Annotated in this window: 8 protein-coding genes and 1 pseudogene; 3 read left to right on the top strand and 6 right to left on the bottom strand. The window is 71.8% G+C overall.

What is annotated here, in order from left to right:
* Nucleotides 1–6: 6 nt before the first annotated feature.
* Genes narI through JFN87_RS16205 form a run of 4 tightly spaced genes read right to left on the bottom strand, consistent with a single transcriptional unit; the run spans nt 7 to nt 6,725 of the window.
* A complete protein-coding gene (gene narI, locus JFN87_RS16220) occupies nt 7–735 on the bottom strand; it encodes a respiratory nitrate reductase subunit gamma (RefSeq protein WP_209340779.1) in 729 nt (242 codons plus the stop codon).
* Nucleotides 732–1,436, bottom strand: coding sequence for a nitrate reductase molybdenum cofactor assembly chaperone (narJ, locus tag JFN87_RS16215; protein ID WP_307865478.1), 705 nt, complete (start codon nt 1,434–1,436; stop codon nt 732–734). The genes narI and narJ overlap by 4 nt, the downstream gene beginning before the upstream one ends.
* Nucleotides 1,436–3,031 carry a nitrate reductase subunit beta gene (narH, locus tag JFN87_RS16210; protein WP_209340778.1) on the bottom strand — a complete coding sequence of 532 codons (1,596 nt, stop codon included), beginning with the start codon at nt 3,029–3,031 and terminating at the stop codon, nt 1,436–1,438. Before narH ends, narJ begins: the two co-directional genes overlap by 1 nt.
* A 1-nt stretch (nt 3,032) precedes the next feature.
* On the bottom strand, nt 3,033–6,725 hold the full coding sequence (locus tag JFN87_RS16205) for a nitrate reductase subunit alpha (RefSeq protein ID WP_209340777.1): 3,693 nt from the start codon (nt 6,723–6,725) through the stop codon (nt 3,033–3,035).
* Between the two features lie 177 nt (nt 6,726–6,902).
* On the opposite strand from JFN87_RS16205, the gene JFN87_RS16200 reads away from it, so the two are divergent.
* Nucleotides 6,903–7,883: a tellurite resistance/C4-dicarboxylate transporter family protein gene (locus tag JFN87_RS16200; protein ID WP_307865477.1), complete on the top strand. Its 981-nt coding sequence runs from the start codon at nt 6,903–6,905 to the stop codon at nt 7,881–7,883.
* Nucleotides 7,884–7,948: 65 nt separating this feature from the next.
* Here the strand turns inward: JFN87_RS16200 and JFN87_RS16195 are convergent, their stop codons facing one another.
* Together JFN87_RS16195 and JFN87_RS16190 are read right to left on the bottom strand one after the other, a co-directional pair.
* Nucleotides 7,949–9,355: a M1 family metallopeptidase gene (locus JFN87_RS16195; protein WP_209340775.1), complete on the bottom strand. Its 1,407-nt coding sequence runs from the start codon at nt 9,353–9,355 to the stop codon at nt 7,949–7,951.
* Between the two features lie 141 nt (nt 9,356–9,496).
* Nucleotides 9,497–10,531, bottom strand: a complete 1,035-nt coding sequence (locus JFN87_RS16190; RefSeq protein ID WP_209340774.1) for a LacI family DNA-binding transcriptional regulator — start codon at nt 10,529–10,531, stop codon at nt 9,497–9,499.
* A 158-nt stretch (nt 10,532–10,689) separates the two neighbouring features.
* On the opposite strand from JFN87_RS16190, the gene JFN87_RS16185 reads away from it, so the two are divergent.
* Both JFN87_RS16185 and JFN87_RS16180 read left to right on the top strand, forming a co-directional pair.
* Nucleotides 10,690–12,021, top strand: a complete 1,332-nt coding sequence (locus JFN87_RS16185) for an MFS transporter (RefSeq protein WP_245179930.1) — start codon at nt 10,690–10,692, stop codon at nt 12,019–12,021.
* 48 nt (nt 12,022–12,069) lie between these two features.
* Nucleotides 12,070–13,719, top strand: a pseudogene (locus tag JFN87_RS16180) (glycosyl hydrolase); the annotation flags it as partial.

Here is a 13,719-nt window from a genome sequence, read left to right as displayed (position 1 = left end):
GGCGCGTCAGGTGTCGACGCGCTCCCACCCGCGTGGCTCCTTCGGCCGGGCGCCGAGCCGGCGCGGGTCGCGCGCCCGGTAGACGATGTACGGCCTGAAGAGGTACTGGAGCGGCGCGCTGAACATGTGGACGAGCCTGGTGAAGGGGATCAGCGCGAACAGCACCATGCCGATGACGGCGTGCACCCGGTAGGCGAGCGGCGCCTCGGCCATCAGGGCGGTGTCGGGGGACAGCGTGAACAGGCTGCGCGCCCACGGCGCGATGGTCGTCCGGTAGTCGTAGCCGTGGCTGGGCGTGGAGTGGGTGAACTTCGCCACGAGCCCGGCGGCGATCGCGCCGAGCAGGAACACGTACATCAGCTTGTCGTTGGCGGTGGTGGCCCGGAAGACGGGCGCGTTGGTGCGGCGCCGGTAGACGAGCATCAGGATGCCCGCGATGGCGAGCAGCCCGGCCGCGCCGCCGCCGTACAGCGACAGCAGGTGGTAGGCGTGCTCCCCCAGGCCGAGCGCGTTCGTCCAGGACGCCGGCACGAAGAGCCCCATGATGTGGCCGGCGAGAACGAAGAGGATGCCGTAGTGGAACATCGGTGACGCGACGGCCAGCAGCTTCGACTCGTAGACCTCGGAGGAGCGGGTGGTCCAGCCGAACTGGTCGTAGTGGTAACGCCACAGGAGGCCGGTGACGAGCAGGACGAAGACGATGTACGGCAGCGCGCCCCACAGCAGTACGGTCATCGTTCCTCCTGGCGTGGGCCGTTCGCGGTGAGCAGCGGCAGCAGCGCCCTGTGCCCGTGCGGCTGCCCGTGCGGTTTCCCGTACGGTTCGAGCCCCACGTCCTCGCGCGGCGGCCCCGACCTGGCGAGGGCGCGTGCCGCGGCGCGGTCCTTCGGGGAGGGACCCGGCAGGGTGGCGCAGACGGCGGCGAGGACGTCCGCGTAGGGGGTACCGGCGTCGGACAGCGCGATCCTGAGCAGTTCGAGGCCCGGCCGGTGCTCGCGCAGCAGTTCGCTGGAACCGGTGCGCGCGCAGAACTCCAGGACGGCCGGGAGGAAGTCGGGCAGTTCGCCGTCGAGCAGGTCGAGGCCGTGCGCGCGGTAGACGTCCTTGAGGCGTACCAGCGAGGCGCCCCTGCGGCGGGTGTCGCCGTCCTGCCACCAGGTGAGGTGGAGGCTGTGCCGGTTCTTGAAGTCGAACACCTCGACGTAGTGGGCGGCGAGGGCGGCGGTCGCGGTGGTGGCCGCGTGTTCGACATAGCGGCGCAGCAGGGACGCGGCCGGGCCGCCGCCCGCCTCGTCGAGCGCGGCGCGCAGCAGCGGAAGACCGGCCGCCTGCTCGTCGTCCGGGTAGGTGAGGCAGTGGGCGGCGGCACGGTGCACGATGCGGTCGGCGCGCGACGACGGCGGGGTCGGTCGCGGGGACGCTGACGATGGCCTCACTACAGATCCTCCTGCTTGTCGGAGCGCTGGCGCCTGCTCAGGAGGTGGAAGTTCTCCAGCGTCACGAGCGGCAGCGAGGTGCGCCCCGAGTCGTCGCCGAACGGCCCGTGCTCGTAGGCGCCGGGGCCGCCCGCCTGGTCGAGGCTGCACTCGTCGGGCAGCGCGCTCTCCTCCAGGCGCCGCGCGTCACCGGCGGCGGCGGTGGGGATGACGTAGCGGTCCTCGTACTTGGCGACGGCGAGCAGCCGGTACATGTCCTCGGTCGTCTCGGGTGTCAGCCCGGCGGCCAGCACGCCGGATGTGTCCGGCTCGCGGCCGAGGTTGACGTCGCGCATGAACGCCCGCATCGCGGCGAGCCGCTCCAGCGAGGCGCGCACGGGGCGGGTGTCGCCGGCGGTGAAGAGTTCGGCGAGGTATTCGAGCGGGATGCGCAGGGCGTCGATGGCGCCGAACAGGTTGCCCGCGTCCTCGCCGTCGAAGCCGGTCTCCGTGAGCGCCTCGACGACGGGTGACAGCGGCGGGATGTACCAGACCATCGGCAGCGTCCGGTACTCCGGATGCAGCGGCAGCGCCACCCGGTAGGTGCTGATGAGGGCGCGTACCGGGGAGCGGCGTGCGGCCTCGATCCAGTCGTGCGGCACGCCGTCGCGCTCCGCGGCGCGGGCGACCTCGGGGTCGTCGGGGTCGAGGAAGCAGTCGAGTTGCGCCTCGTAGAGGTCCTTCTCGTCGGGTACGGAGGCGGCGGCCGTCACCCGGTCGGCGTCGTACAGCACGACGCCGAGGTAGCGCAGCCTGCCGACGCAGGTCTCGGAGCAGACGGTCGGCAGGCCGACCTCGACCCTCGGGTAGCACAGGGTGCACTTCTCGGCCTTGCCGGTGCGGTGGTTGAAGTAGACCTTCTTGTAGGGGCAGCCGGTGACGCACTGCCGCCATCCCCTGCACCGGTCCTGGTCGACGAGGACGATGCCGTCCTCCTCGCGCTTGTAGATGGCGCCCGAGGGGCAGGAGGCGCCGCAGGCCGGGTTGAGGCAGTGCTCGCAGATGCGGGGCAGGTAGAACATGAACGTCTCTTCGAACGCGAACGCGATCCTGTGCCCGATCTCGTCCCTGAGCTTCGTCACGACCGGGTCGCTACCGCCGTGTTCGGGTGCCCCACCGAGGTCGTCGTCCCAGTTGGAGCTCCACTCGATCTTCATCGGCTTGCCGGAGATCAGCGAGCGGGGCGCGGCGACCGGGAAGTCGTCGCCCAGGGGCGCGTTGGTGAGGTCGCGGTAGTCGTACGTCCACGGTTCGTAGTAGTCCTTGATGGTCGGCAGGACCGGGTTGGAGAAGATCGTGGCGAGCCTCCTGATCCTGCCACCCTGCTTGAGCGCGAGGTGCCCGCGCTTGTTCAGGACCCAGCCGCCGCGCCACTTCTCCTGGTCCTCGTAGCGGCGCGGGTAGCCCTGCCCGGGGCGCGTCTCCACGTTGTTGAACCAGACGTACTCCATGCCCTTGCGGTTCGTCCACGTCTCCTTGCAGGTGACGGAGCAGGTGTGGCAGCCGATGCACTTGTCGAGGTTCATCACCATCGCGATCTGGGCCATGACGCGCATGTCAGTACTCCACGTCCTGCGAGCGGCGGCGCACGACGGTGATCTCGTCGCGCTGGTTGCCGGTGGGGCCCAGGTAGTTGAACCCCCAGGTGAGCTGGGCGTAGCCGCCGATGAGGTGGGTGGGCTTGAGGATCAGGCGGGTCAGCGAGTTGTGGATGCCGCCTCGCCGGCCCGTGGCCTGGGTTTTTGGCACGGCCACGGTGCGTTCCTGGGCGTGGTGCATGTACACGGTGCCGGGCGGCATCCGGTGCGAGACGATCGCCCGGGCGGTGACGACGCCGTTGCGGTTGACGGCCTCGATCCAGTCGTTGTCGCGGACGCCGATGGCGTCGGCGTCCTGCGGTGCCATCCAGACGACCTGCCCGCCGCGCGACAGGGACAGCATGAACAGGTTGTCCTGGTACTCGGAGTGGATGGACCACTTGTTGTGCGGGGTGAGGAAGCGGACGGTCACCTCGCGCTGCCCGCCGGCGCCGAGCGACGGCTCGCCGAAGAGGCGGTGCATGTCAAGCGGCGGCCGGTACACGGGCAGGGCCTCGCCGAGTTCGTGGATCCAGTCGTGGTCGAGGAAGAAGTGCTGGCGTCCCGTCAGCGTGTGCCAGGGCTTGAGGTGCTCGGTTGACAGCACGAACGGGGTGTAGCGGCGGCCGCCCGACTCGCTGCCCGACCACTCGGGGCTGGTGATGACGGGCACGGGCGCCGCCTGTGTGTCGGCGTAGCCGACGCGGGTGTGCTCGTGGTCCTGGGACAGGTGCGCCATCGGCTGCCCGGTGCGCTCCTCCAGGGTGCGGAATCCCTGGGTGGCGAGGCGCCCGTTGGTGGCGCCCGACAGCGCGAGGATCGTGTTGGCGGCCTTGACGGCGGTGTCGATCCGCGGACGGCCGGCCGCGGGGCCCTCGCGCGCGGAGCCGTTGAGCGCCCTGAGCGCCTCGACCTCGTGGTCGGGGTGCAGGGAGATGCCCTTGGCCGGCAGGCCGAGGCCCTCCGCGAGCGGGCCGAGTGCGGCGAACCTGGCGCCCACGGCGGTGTAGTCGCGGGTCACGACAGTGAGGTTCGGCAGGGTGCGGCCGGGCACGGGCTCGCAGTCGCCGCGCTGCCAGTCGGGGGCCACGCCGCCGGGCTGCGCCGTCTCGCCCGGTGTGTCGTGCTGGAAGGCGGTGGCGACGAGGTCCCTGCGGGTGCCGAGGTGGTCCCTGGCGAGTTCGCTGAACCTGTCGGCGATGGCCCGGAAGGCGTCGAAGTCGGTGCGCGCCTGCCAGGGCGGGTCGATGGCCGGGGCGAAGGAGTGCACGTAGGGGTGCATGTCGGTGGTGGACAGGTCGTGCTTCTCGTACCAGGTCGCCGCGGGCAGTGTGACGTCGGACAGCAGCGTCGACGACGTCATGCGGAAGTCGAGGGAGACGAGCAGGTCGAGCTTGCCCTCGGGGGCGTCGTCGCGCCATCGGACGTCGCGTGGGCGCACTCCCTCATGCGCCTCCTCGGCGCGCAGCGAGGAGTGTGTGCCGAGGAGGTGGCGGGTGAAGTACTCGGCGCCCTTGGCGGACGAGCCGAGCAGGTTGGCGCGCCACAGCGTCAGCACGCGCGGCCAGTTGCCCGGCGCGTCCGGGTCCTGGCAGGCGAAGCGCAGGTCGCCGCTCCTCAGCCGCTCGACGGCCGTCCCCACCGGGTCGTCGACGTCGCCGAGGTCGAGGGGGTTGGCGTCGAAGGTGGGGTACGAGGGCATCCAGCCGCAGCGTGCGGCCTGGGCGAGGCAGTCGACGCCGGTCATCCCCGCGAACAGCCCCTTGCCCAGCGGGGACGAGAGGACGTCGGCGGAGAACGTGTCGTAGCGCCACTGGTCGGTGTGCAGGAAGAACCAGCCGGTGCCGATGGCCTGGCGCGCGGGCCTCGACCAGTCGGCCGCAGCGGCGAGTGCGGACCATCCGGTGTGCGGTCGCACCTTCTCCTGGCCGACGTAGTGTGCCCAGCCGCCGCCGTTGCGGCCCTGGCAGCCGGTGAGCTGGAGCAGCGCGAGGAAGGAGCGGTAGATGGTCTCGGAGTGGAACCAGTGGTTGGTGCCGGCGCCCATGAGGATCATGCAGCGGCCCCTGGACTCCTCGGCCGTGCGGGCGAACTCGCGGGCGATGCGGACGCAGGCCGACGCGGGCACCGAGGTGTGGGTCTGCTGCCAGGCGGGCGTGCCGGGGCTGTCCGCGTCCTCGTACGAGGCGGGCCACCGGCCGGGCAGGCCGTCGCGGCCCACGCCGTACTGGGCGAGCACCAGGTCGCAGACGGTGGTGACGAGGCGGCCGCCGATCTCACGGACAGGCACGCCGCGCCGTACCGTCTCGCCGCGGCCCTGGCCGTGCGCGCCGCCCTCGGTGTCGAAGCGCGGCAGCAGCACCTCGGCGCTCTCGCCACCCTCCTCGTACAGCGTCAGGCGCGGCCGGACGGCGCCGAGGTCGAGGTTCCAGCGGCCCTTGCCCGACTCGGTCCAGCGGAAGCCGAGCGATCCGCCGGGCACCGCGGGCCCGCCGGTCACCTCGTCCAGTACGGCGGTCTTCCATTCGGCGCCCTCGCCGGTGTCGCCGAGGTCGGACGCGCGCAGGAACTTGCCGGGCACGAGGGCGCCGTCGCGTTCGGTGAGGGTGACGAGGAACGGCAGGTCGGTGAAGCGGCGCACGTAGTCCGTGAAGAACGGCACCTGCCGCTCCACGAAACACTCGCGGAGGATGACGTGGCCCATGGCCATGGCGAGCGCGCCGTCCGTGCCCGGGTGCGGATGCAGCCACTCGTCGGCGAACTTCGTGGCATCCGCGTAGTCGGGCGAGACCACCACGACCTTCTGACCCCGGTAGCGCGCCTCCGCCATCCAGTGCGCGTCCGGCGTCCGCGTCACCGGCACATTCGAACCCCACAGCACCAGATACGCCGCATCCCACCAGTCCCCCGACTCCGGCACATCCGTCTGATCCCCGAACACCTGCGGCGACGCCACCGGCAAATCCGCATACCAGTCGTAGAACGAGATCATCGGCGCACCGATCAACGACATGAACCGCGCGCCGGCCGCGTGCGAGACCATCGACATCGCGGGGATGGGCGAGAACCCGGCGATCCGGTCGGGCCCGTGCGCCTTGATGGTGTGGACGTGCGCGGCCGCGATGATCTCGACGGCCTCGTCCCAGCTCGCCCGCACCAGGCCGCCCTTGCCGCGGGCCCGCTGGTAGCGCCCGCGGCGCTCCGGGTCGCCCTGGATGTCCGCCCACGCGAGCACGGGGTCGCCGAGGCGGTGTTTGGCCTCGCGGTAGGTCTCGAGCAGCACGCCCCTGATGTACGGGTGGCGCACGCGGGTCGGTGAGTACGTGTACCAGGAGAACGCGGCGCCCCTGGGGCAGCCGCGCGGCTCGTACTCGGGCCGGTCGGGGCCGACCGTCGGGTAGTCGGTGGCCTGGGTCTCCCAGGTGATGATGCCGTCCTTGACGTACACCTTCCAGCGGCACGAGCCGGTGCAGTTGACGCCGTGCGTGGAGTTGACGACCTTGTCGTGGCTCCACCGGTCGCGGTAGAAGGTGTCGGCGTCCCGGCCGCCGGTGAGCCGGACGCTGTGCAGGTCGGGCGCTGCCCGTCCCGGCCGGAAGAACTTCGCGGACTTCAGCAGCACCGCCCCCGGCTCCGCGGTCGTCACGCCGGGCTCCCCCGTGGCGTCCCGCATCGCTACCTCCTGCCCCGGGCCCGCTGCGGCCCGGATTCGCTCGGCCTCGTCCCACCGTCACTCGTCCCACCATCAAAGGGGCAAAGAGCGCGAGTCGCTCGGCGGGTGGGCCGGATGCGGGGGTCTTCGGCGCGGGAAGGGGTGGCGTGGCGGCGGTGCGGGCAGTGGGATGGTGTGGTGACCTCCCAGACGTCGAGACCCCTGCCGGGCCGGTGGGCCGTGCCCGGCCACTGGTGGGCCGAGCTGCCGCCCGCCGCCGGCGGTTGCGTGATGGCGACCGGCATCATCTCCGTCGGTCTCGGCCTGACGGGGTACGAGGTGGCGTCGCTGGCGGCGCTCGCGCTCGGCGGGCTGCTGTGGCTGCTGCTCGCCTACGACTTCGCGGCGCGGCTGCTGCGCGACAGGGCGCGGTGGCGTTCCGAGGCCGACACGCCGCCCGCGCTGACGGCGGTCGCGGCGACGACGGTGCTGGGCACGCGGTTCGCGCTGCTCGGTTGGCTGAGCCTCGCCGAGGCGCTGCTCGCGCTGGCGGCGGTGGCCTGCCCGTACCTGCTGTACGCGGTGGTGACACGGTGGCGCTCGCGCGTGCCGGGCGCGGCGTTCCTGGTGTGCGTGGCGCCGCAGGGCATGGGCGTGCTCGCGGGGACGCTGGCGTCGGCCGGGGTCGGCGTCTGGGCGGCGTGGGCGGGCCTAGCCTGCCTGTGCGCGGGGCTGCTGCTGTACGTGGCGGCGTTGGTCCGCTTCGACCGGCGGGAGCTGCGCACCGGGCGCGGCGACCAGTGGGTGGCGGGTGGCGCGCCGGCCATCTCGGCGCTGTGCGCGTCGAAGCTGGCGGCGTACTCCCCCTGGCACGGGGCGTCTCACGGGGTGCTGCGCGGGGTGACGCTCATTCTCGTGGCACTGTGTCTCGCCTGGTACGCGGTGCTGCTGGCGTCCGAGGTGCGATGGCCGCGGCCGCATTTCGACATACGGCGCTGGTCGACCGTCTTCCCCCTCGGGATGACGGCGGCCGCCTGCCTGTCCGCCGCGGCGCCGACGGACATTCCCGTGCTGCACACGCTGGGCGAGGTGCTGCTGTGGGTGGCGGTGGCGGCATGGCTGTTCACGGCGGCGCGTCTCGCGGTGACGCTGCGCCCCGCCGCCCCGGCCGGCCCCTGAGCGAGGCGGCCGGGGCGGCGGCGTGTGCCGATGGCTGCCGCGTGTGCCGATGGCGACCGCGCGTACTACGGGAGGGCCGGGCGGCCCGGCGCCTCGAGCCAGGTGTGGAAGAGGCCGCTCAGGTCCTGGTGGGAGACCTTCTCCGCGAGCGCCTCGAACTGCTGGGTCGTGCCGTTGCCGTAGCGGTGGGCGGCGGTCCAGGCCGGCAGCAGCTTGAAGAACGCCGTGTCGCCGATGCGTTCGCGCAGCGCCTCCAGCGTCATCGCGCCGCGCGTGTAGACGGCGTCGGCGAACATGGTGTCGTGTTTGGGGTCGTCCACCTGCCGCTGCCAGAAGCTGCTGCTCGCGGGGCGTGCGTTGTACGCGTTGACGAAGTCCTCGCGCGTCGTGTGCGTGCCCTTGTGCTCGTCCCACAGCCACTGGGCGTAGGTGGCGAAGCCCTCGTTCAGCCAGACGTTCTGCCACGTGGCGACGGACACCTCGTCACCGAACCACTGGTGTGCCAGTTCGTGGACGATGGTCGACTCGCTGCGGACGGCCGAGTAGGCGGGCTTCGACTGGACCTCGAGCGAGAAGCCGGCCTGCGGCATGTCGTCCACGATGGCGCCCGTCTCCTCGAAGGGGTACGGGCCGAACAGCTTGGTCCAGTAGTCGGTGGCCTCGGCGGTCACCTTGTAGACGTCGACGTTGCCCTTCGGCAGCACCGGGTCGGTCGCGACGTAGATCGGTATGCCGCCCGGCGTCCTGCCCTGCTGCACGTCGAACTTGCCTATGGTGGCCGTCGCGAGGTAGGTCGCCATCGGCTTCGACTCGCGCCAGTGGAAGTACGAGCGGCCGTGCCGGGTGTGCGAGTTGACCAGGCGGCCGTTGGAGACGCCGGTCAGCCCCTTGGGCGCGTCGATGCGTATGTCGTAGGTGGCCTTGTCGCTCGGGTGGTCGCTCGAGGGGAACCAGGTGGAGGCCGCGTTGGGTTCGCAGGCGACGAAGACGCCGTCGTCCGTCTTCATCCAGCCGTACTGCGAGCCGAAGACGATCGGGCCGCTGAGGGCCTGCGGCACGCCGTGGTAGGCGAGCGAGACGCGGAAGCGGCGGTGCTTGGCGAGGTGTTTCGCGGGGGTGATGACGAGCTCGTCGCCCGATCTCGTGAAGTGGGCCCTGCGGCCGTCGACCTTGACCGAGTCGACGGTCAGCTTCTGCAGGTCGAGGTCGAAGGAGCTGAGGTCCTTGGTGGCTTTCGCGGTGAGCGTGGTCGTGCCGTCCAGGACGTCGGTGTCCGGGTTGTACTTGACGCCCAGGTCGTAGTGGAGCGCGTCGAAGCCGCCGTTGCCGAGGTCGGGGAAGTAGGGGTCGCCGATGCCCGGCGCGCCGGGTGACGCGGCGCCGGGGGCCGCGGCGATGGCGAACGCGCTGGCGACGGCCGTCGCCAGCGCGAGCCAGCGGGAGGTACGGCGGACCGAACGTGACAGAGCCATGACAGCCTTTCGGATACACGATACCGGTGATCGGACGTGCACACTCTGCTCCGTTCGGTGCCCTCTCACTCCATGGACGGCGGAATTTTTCTCGCGAGTGCCTTGGAAAGGCGGGGAGTTGACCTGGTTGCGCCCGACTTGTCAGCCGGGCACGGGCCCCGTCGTCCCGCGCACCACCAGGCTCGGCGAGACGGACATCAGCACCGCGCGCGTGCGCCCCTCGATCCGCTCGAGCAGCAGCCGGGCCGCCGTGGACCCCATCAGCCCGCCCGCCTGGTCCACGCTCGTCAGCCGCACCGGCGCCATCGCGGCGACCGCCGTGTTGTTGTACCCGGCGAGCGAGACGTCCTCGGGGATGCGCAGGCCGAGCTCGCGGGCCGCGCGGAAGACCCCCATCGCGGCCACGTCGGCCCCCGCGAACACCGCCGTGGGCCTGCCCGGTCCCGCGAGCAGTTCCATGCCGGCCTGGTAGCCGCCCTCCTCCGAGTACGCCGTCGTCGCCACCCGCGCGCACTCCTCCAGGCCGTGCCGCCGCATCGCCTCGCGGTAGCCGCGCCGCTGCACCCGCTCGGGCGTGCCCGACCAGCCGGCGCTGTCGTTGCCGTGGGCCGACGTCAGGGCTATCCGGCGGTGCCCGAGCGCCACGAGGTGGTCGACCACGAGCCCGGCGCCCTCCGCGTCGGCGTCCACCACGGAGTCGTACGCGTCGGCCGTGTCGTGGTGCCCGATGACGACGGTCGGCACCGTGGCCGCGGCGCCGATCACCTCGGCGCGCGAGAACCCGGGGCCGATCAGGATGAGCCCGTCCATCTGGCGGTCGACCATCGCGCGCGCCAGCCGCAGCTGGTCCTCGGCGCCGAAACCGGCGGCGCCCAGCAGCATCTGGTAGTCGGTGGGGCGCAGCCGCTCGTTGACCCCGTCCAGGATGTCGGCGAAGAACGCGTTGCGCAGATTGTCCAGGAGTACGCCGATCGTGTACGTACGGCCGCGCATGCCGCGTGCCGCCGCGTGCGGCCGGTAGTCCAGCGCGTCCATCGCGTCGCGCACGCGCTCGCGCATCCCGTCGCTGACTCCGTAAGCGTTCCTGAGGACCTTGGACACGGCCGACGTGGACACGCCCGCATGCCTCGCCACGTCCGTGATCGTCACACGGCGCCCGCCGCCGACCGGGTGCATTGACGCGCCTCCGCTTTCCGGCCCGTCCCGATCGGGTAAGGCCAAGGTTTCACACAACGTTCTACAACCTTACGCACGTGTCTTGACGTCGAACGGGCGCTCGGCCCTACGGTGGCCTCCCCTTGGTTGGAGAACGTTCTACGACGAGGAGCGGCAGCATGGGACAACCGGCAGCCGGCGGCCGTACAGCCGGAGACTCCCCCGATGACGTACAGATGACGGACGGCGTCCAGGCCGGTGGCGTGAGCCGCCAGCAGTGGAAGTGGTCCGCGCTCGCCGGCATGGCGTCCTATCTCGACGCGGGATCGATCGTGGCGATCGGCTCAGGTCTCGCGCTGTTCCAGGAAAACCTCCATCTGCCCACCTCGGGCCTGACGGGCGTGGGCGCGCTCGCCGCCATAGGGCCCAACGCGATCGGCGCCGCCGTCGGTTCCTTCATCGGCGGCAGGCTCGGCGACAAGCTGGGCCGCAAGCGGATCTACCAGTACGACCTGCTCGTGTACGCGGCGGCCGTGCTGCTCATCGCGCTCTCGGTGAACGCGTGGATGCTCTTCCTCGGGACGTTCGTCGTGGGCGTCGCCGTCGGCGCCGACGTCCCGACGTCGCTCGCGCTCGTCGGGGAGTTCTCGCCGGTCAGGGCGCGCGGCAAGCTGCTGGGACTGACCCAGGTCGCGTGGAACATCGGCCCCATGATCGTGCTGCTGCTGGCGCTCGCCCTGTCGCACCTGAACCTGCTGGGCATCCGGATCGTGTTCCTGCACCTGGTGGTGGTCGCGATCGTCACGTGGGCGATGCGCCGGGGCATGACCGAGTCCGCGATGTGGAAGAAGGCGGCCGAGAAGGGCGCCGCGAGCAGGGCGCGGATGCGTGCGCTGTTCAGCGGCGCCCAACTGAAGGCGCTCGCCTGGACGGGCAGCTTCTACGTCTTCCAGGGGCTCGCCGCGGGCACGGCGGGCCTGTTCACCCCGTACATGGTCAAGAACCTGGGCGCGGGCGACCAGACCGTCTCGGTCGCGCTCGCGTGCGCGGGGTTCGGCATCGGGATCGTCGCGACCGTCTTCGTCTACATGCCGCTGAGCGACCGCAACCACCACACGCGCAAGCAGCTGTGGGCGTGGGGCGCGGTCATGCAGATCGTCGCGTACGCGCTGTTCCTGGTGTTCCCGTTCACGGTGCCGACGATCCTGCTGAACACCTTCCTGTTCGGCGTCGGGGCCTCGCTCGCGGGTGACGCGTTCTACAAGACCGTCAGCCAGGAGCTGTTCCCGACGATGCTGCGCGGCACGGCCCAGGGCTTCACGTTCGGCGTGGCACGCGCGTGCCTCGGCGTGTGGAGCTACTACGTGCCGCACCTGGCGAGCGCGGGGATCACCACGGTGGCCGCGCTGCTGTGCGCGTTCCTGATCATCAGCGGCTGCGTGGGTTTCTTCTTCATGCCGAACACCGTGGGCAAGCCGCTCGACTCCATCCAGCTCGAACGCGCCCACTGAACGACGGCCAGTACAGGCAGGACCCGCACGTCAGAAAGGCCCCCGCTCGTGACCGACCCGGCATCGCGGCTGCTGTCCCGCTTCACCGACCCCGCCCCCGAGTACGGTCCGCTGCCGCTGTGGTGGTGGAGCGGCGCGCCGGTCACGAGGGAGCGGCTGCGCTGGCAGATGCAGCAGATGCTCGCGCAGGGCGTGCGCCAGGCGGTCGTGATCTGCCTGGCGCCGACCGGGCCGATGTTCGGATCCCTGGCGGACGATCCGCCGTATCTGAGCCCGGAGTGGCTGTCCCTGCTCGACGACGCCTGCGCGGACGCCGACGAGCTGGGCTTCACCCTCTGGATGTACGACCAGATCGGCTTCTCCGGCGCCAACCTGCAAGGGCGGCTGACGGCGGAGCGCCCCGAGTTCGCGGGGCTCGCCCTGTACCGCACCACCGCGGACACCGACGGGGGGCCCGCGGTGGCGCGCGCGCCGGCCGGGCACACCGCGCTGGCCGCGTACGCGACGCTGACGTCCGGCGGCGACGGCGAGGCGCGGCGCATGCCGGTGCCGGTGCCCGTGCCCGTGCCGGTGCCGGTCTCCGGCGGTGAGGCGCGCTGGGAGGGCGGGCCCGCGCGCCTCACCCTCGTGCACAGCGGCACCAGCGGCTTCGACTACTTCGGCGTGGAGGCGTGCGCCGCGCTCCTCGACCAGGTGCACGGCACGCTCGAACGCCACGTCGGCAAGTGGTTCGGACGCTCGGTGGGCGGGTTCTTCCAGGACGAGCTGCCCGCCCTGCCCACCTGGGGCCGGGACTTCGCGGACACCTTCGCGGCCCGCTACGGCTACGACCTGGTACCGCGGATCGCCGCGCTGTGGGAGGGCGGTGACGACGAGGCGGTGCGGGTGCGGCGCGACTTCCACGAGCACCGGGCGACGCTCGGCCGGCGCGCGTTCTTCGGCCCGCAGCGCGCCTACTTCGAGCGGCACGGCCTGATCTGCGGCTTCGACCAGCCGTCCCCGGCGCGCGAAGGCGACCCCGTCGGGGGCGTCACGGTGTACGGCGACTATCACGCCACGCACCGGGGATACGGCGCGCCGGGCAGCGACCACTGGGGCGACGCCAAGGTGCACAGCTCGATGGCGCACGCCAACGGTGAGCCCCGCACCTGGATCGAGGCCTTCCACTCCTCGGGCTGGGGCGGCACGCCCGAGGAGACGTACGACTGGCTGTCGCCGTTCCTGCGCCGCGGCGCCAACCTCTACGACCCGCATGCCGTCTACTACGCGACGCCGGGCGGCTGGTGGGAGTGGGCGCCGCCGTCCACCTGCTGGCGCCAGCCCTACTGGCCCGTCTACCACGTGTTCGCGGGCGCGGTGGCGCGGCTGTGCTCGGTGCTCACCGCGGGCCACCACGTCTGCGACACGGTGCTGCTCTCCCCCACCACGACCGCGCAGGGCCACCTCACGCTGGACGGGCCGCTCGCCCCGGCCACCGAATCGGCCGAGCTGTACCACCGGTTGAACGGCGTGGGCACGTGGTTCGCCGAGCGGCGCGGCGTGCTGGAGCGCGCGGGGATCGACCACGACGTCCTCGACGAGACGGCGCTCGCGGGCGCGCGCGTCGCCTCGGACGCGTCGGGCGCGGCGCTGGCCGTCGGCGCGGAGACGTACCGGACGGTGGTGGTGCCAGGCGCCCGGGCGCTGCACGCGGCGGCC

Source organism: Streptomyces montanisoli (assembly GCF_017813245.1).
GTDB lineage: Bacteria > Actinomycetota > Actinomycetes > Streptomycetales > Streptomycetaceae > Streptomyces > Streptomyces montanisoli.
The sequence above is the reverse complement of the archived record's forward strand: the minus strand, read 5'-3'. Positions and strand labels throughout refer to the sequence as shown.

Bases quoted from the DNA above. Each gene is read 5' to 3' on its own strand.
- narI (WP_209340779.1), bottom strand. From the start codon at position 735: ATGACCGTACTGCTGTGGGGCGCGCTGCCGTACATCGTCTTCGTCCTG.
- narH (WP_209340778.1), bottom strand. From the start codon at position 3,031: ATGCGCGTCATGGCCCAGATCGCGATGGTGATGAACCTCGACAAGTGC.
- JFN87_RS16205 (WP_209340777.1), bottom strand. From the start codon at position 6,725: ATGCGGGACGCCACGGGGGAGCCCGGCGTGACGACCGCGGAGCCGGGG.
- JFN87_RS16195 (WP_209340775.1), bottom strand. From the start codon at position 9,355: ATGGCTCTGTCACGTTCGGTCCGCCGTACCTCCCGCTGGCTCGCGCTG.
- JFN87_RS16190 (WP_209340774.1), bottom strand. From the start codon at position 10,531: ATGCACCCGGTCGGCGGCGGGCGCCGTGTGACGATCACGGACGTGGCG.
- JFN87_RS16185 (WP_245179930.1), top strand. From the start codon at position 10,690: ATGGGACAACCGGCAGCCGGCGGCCGTACAGCCGGAGACTCCCCCGAT.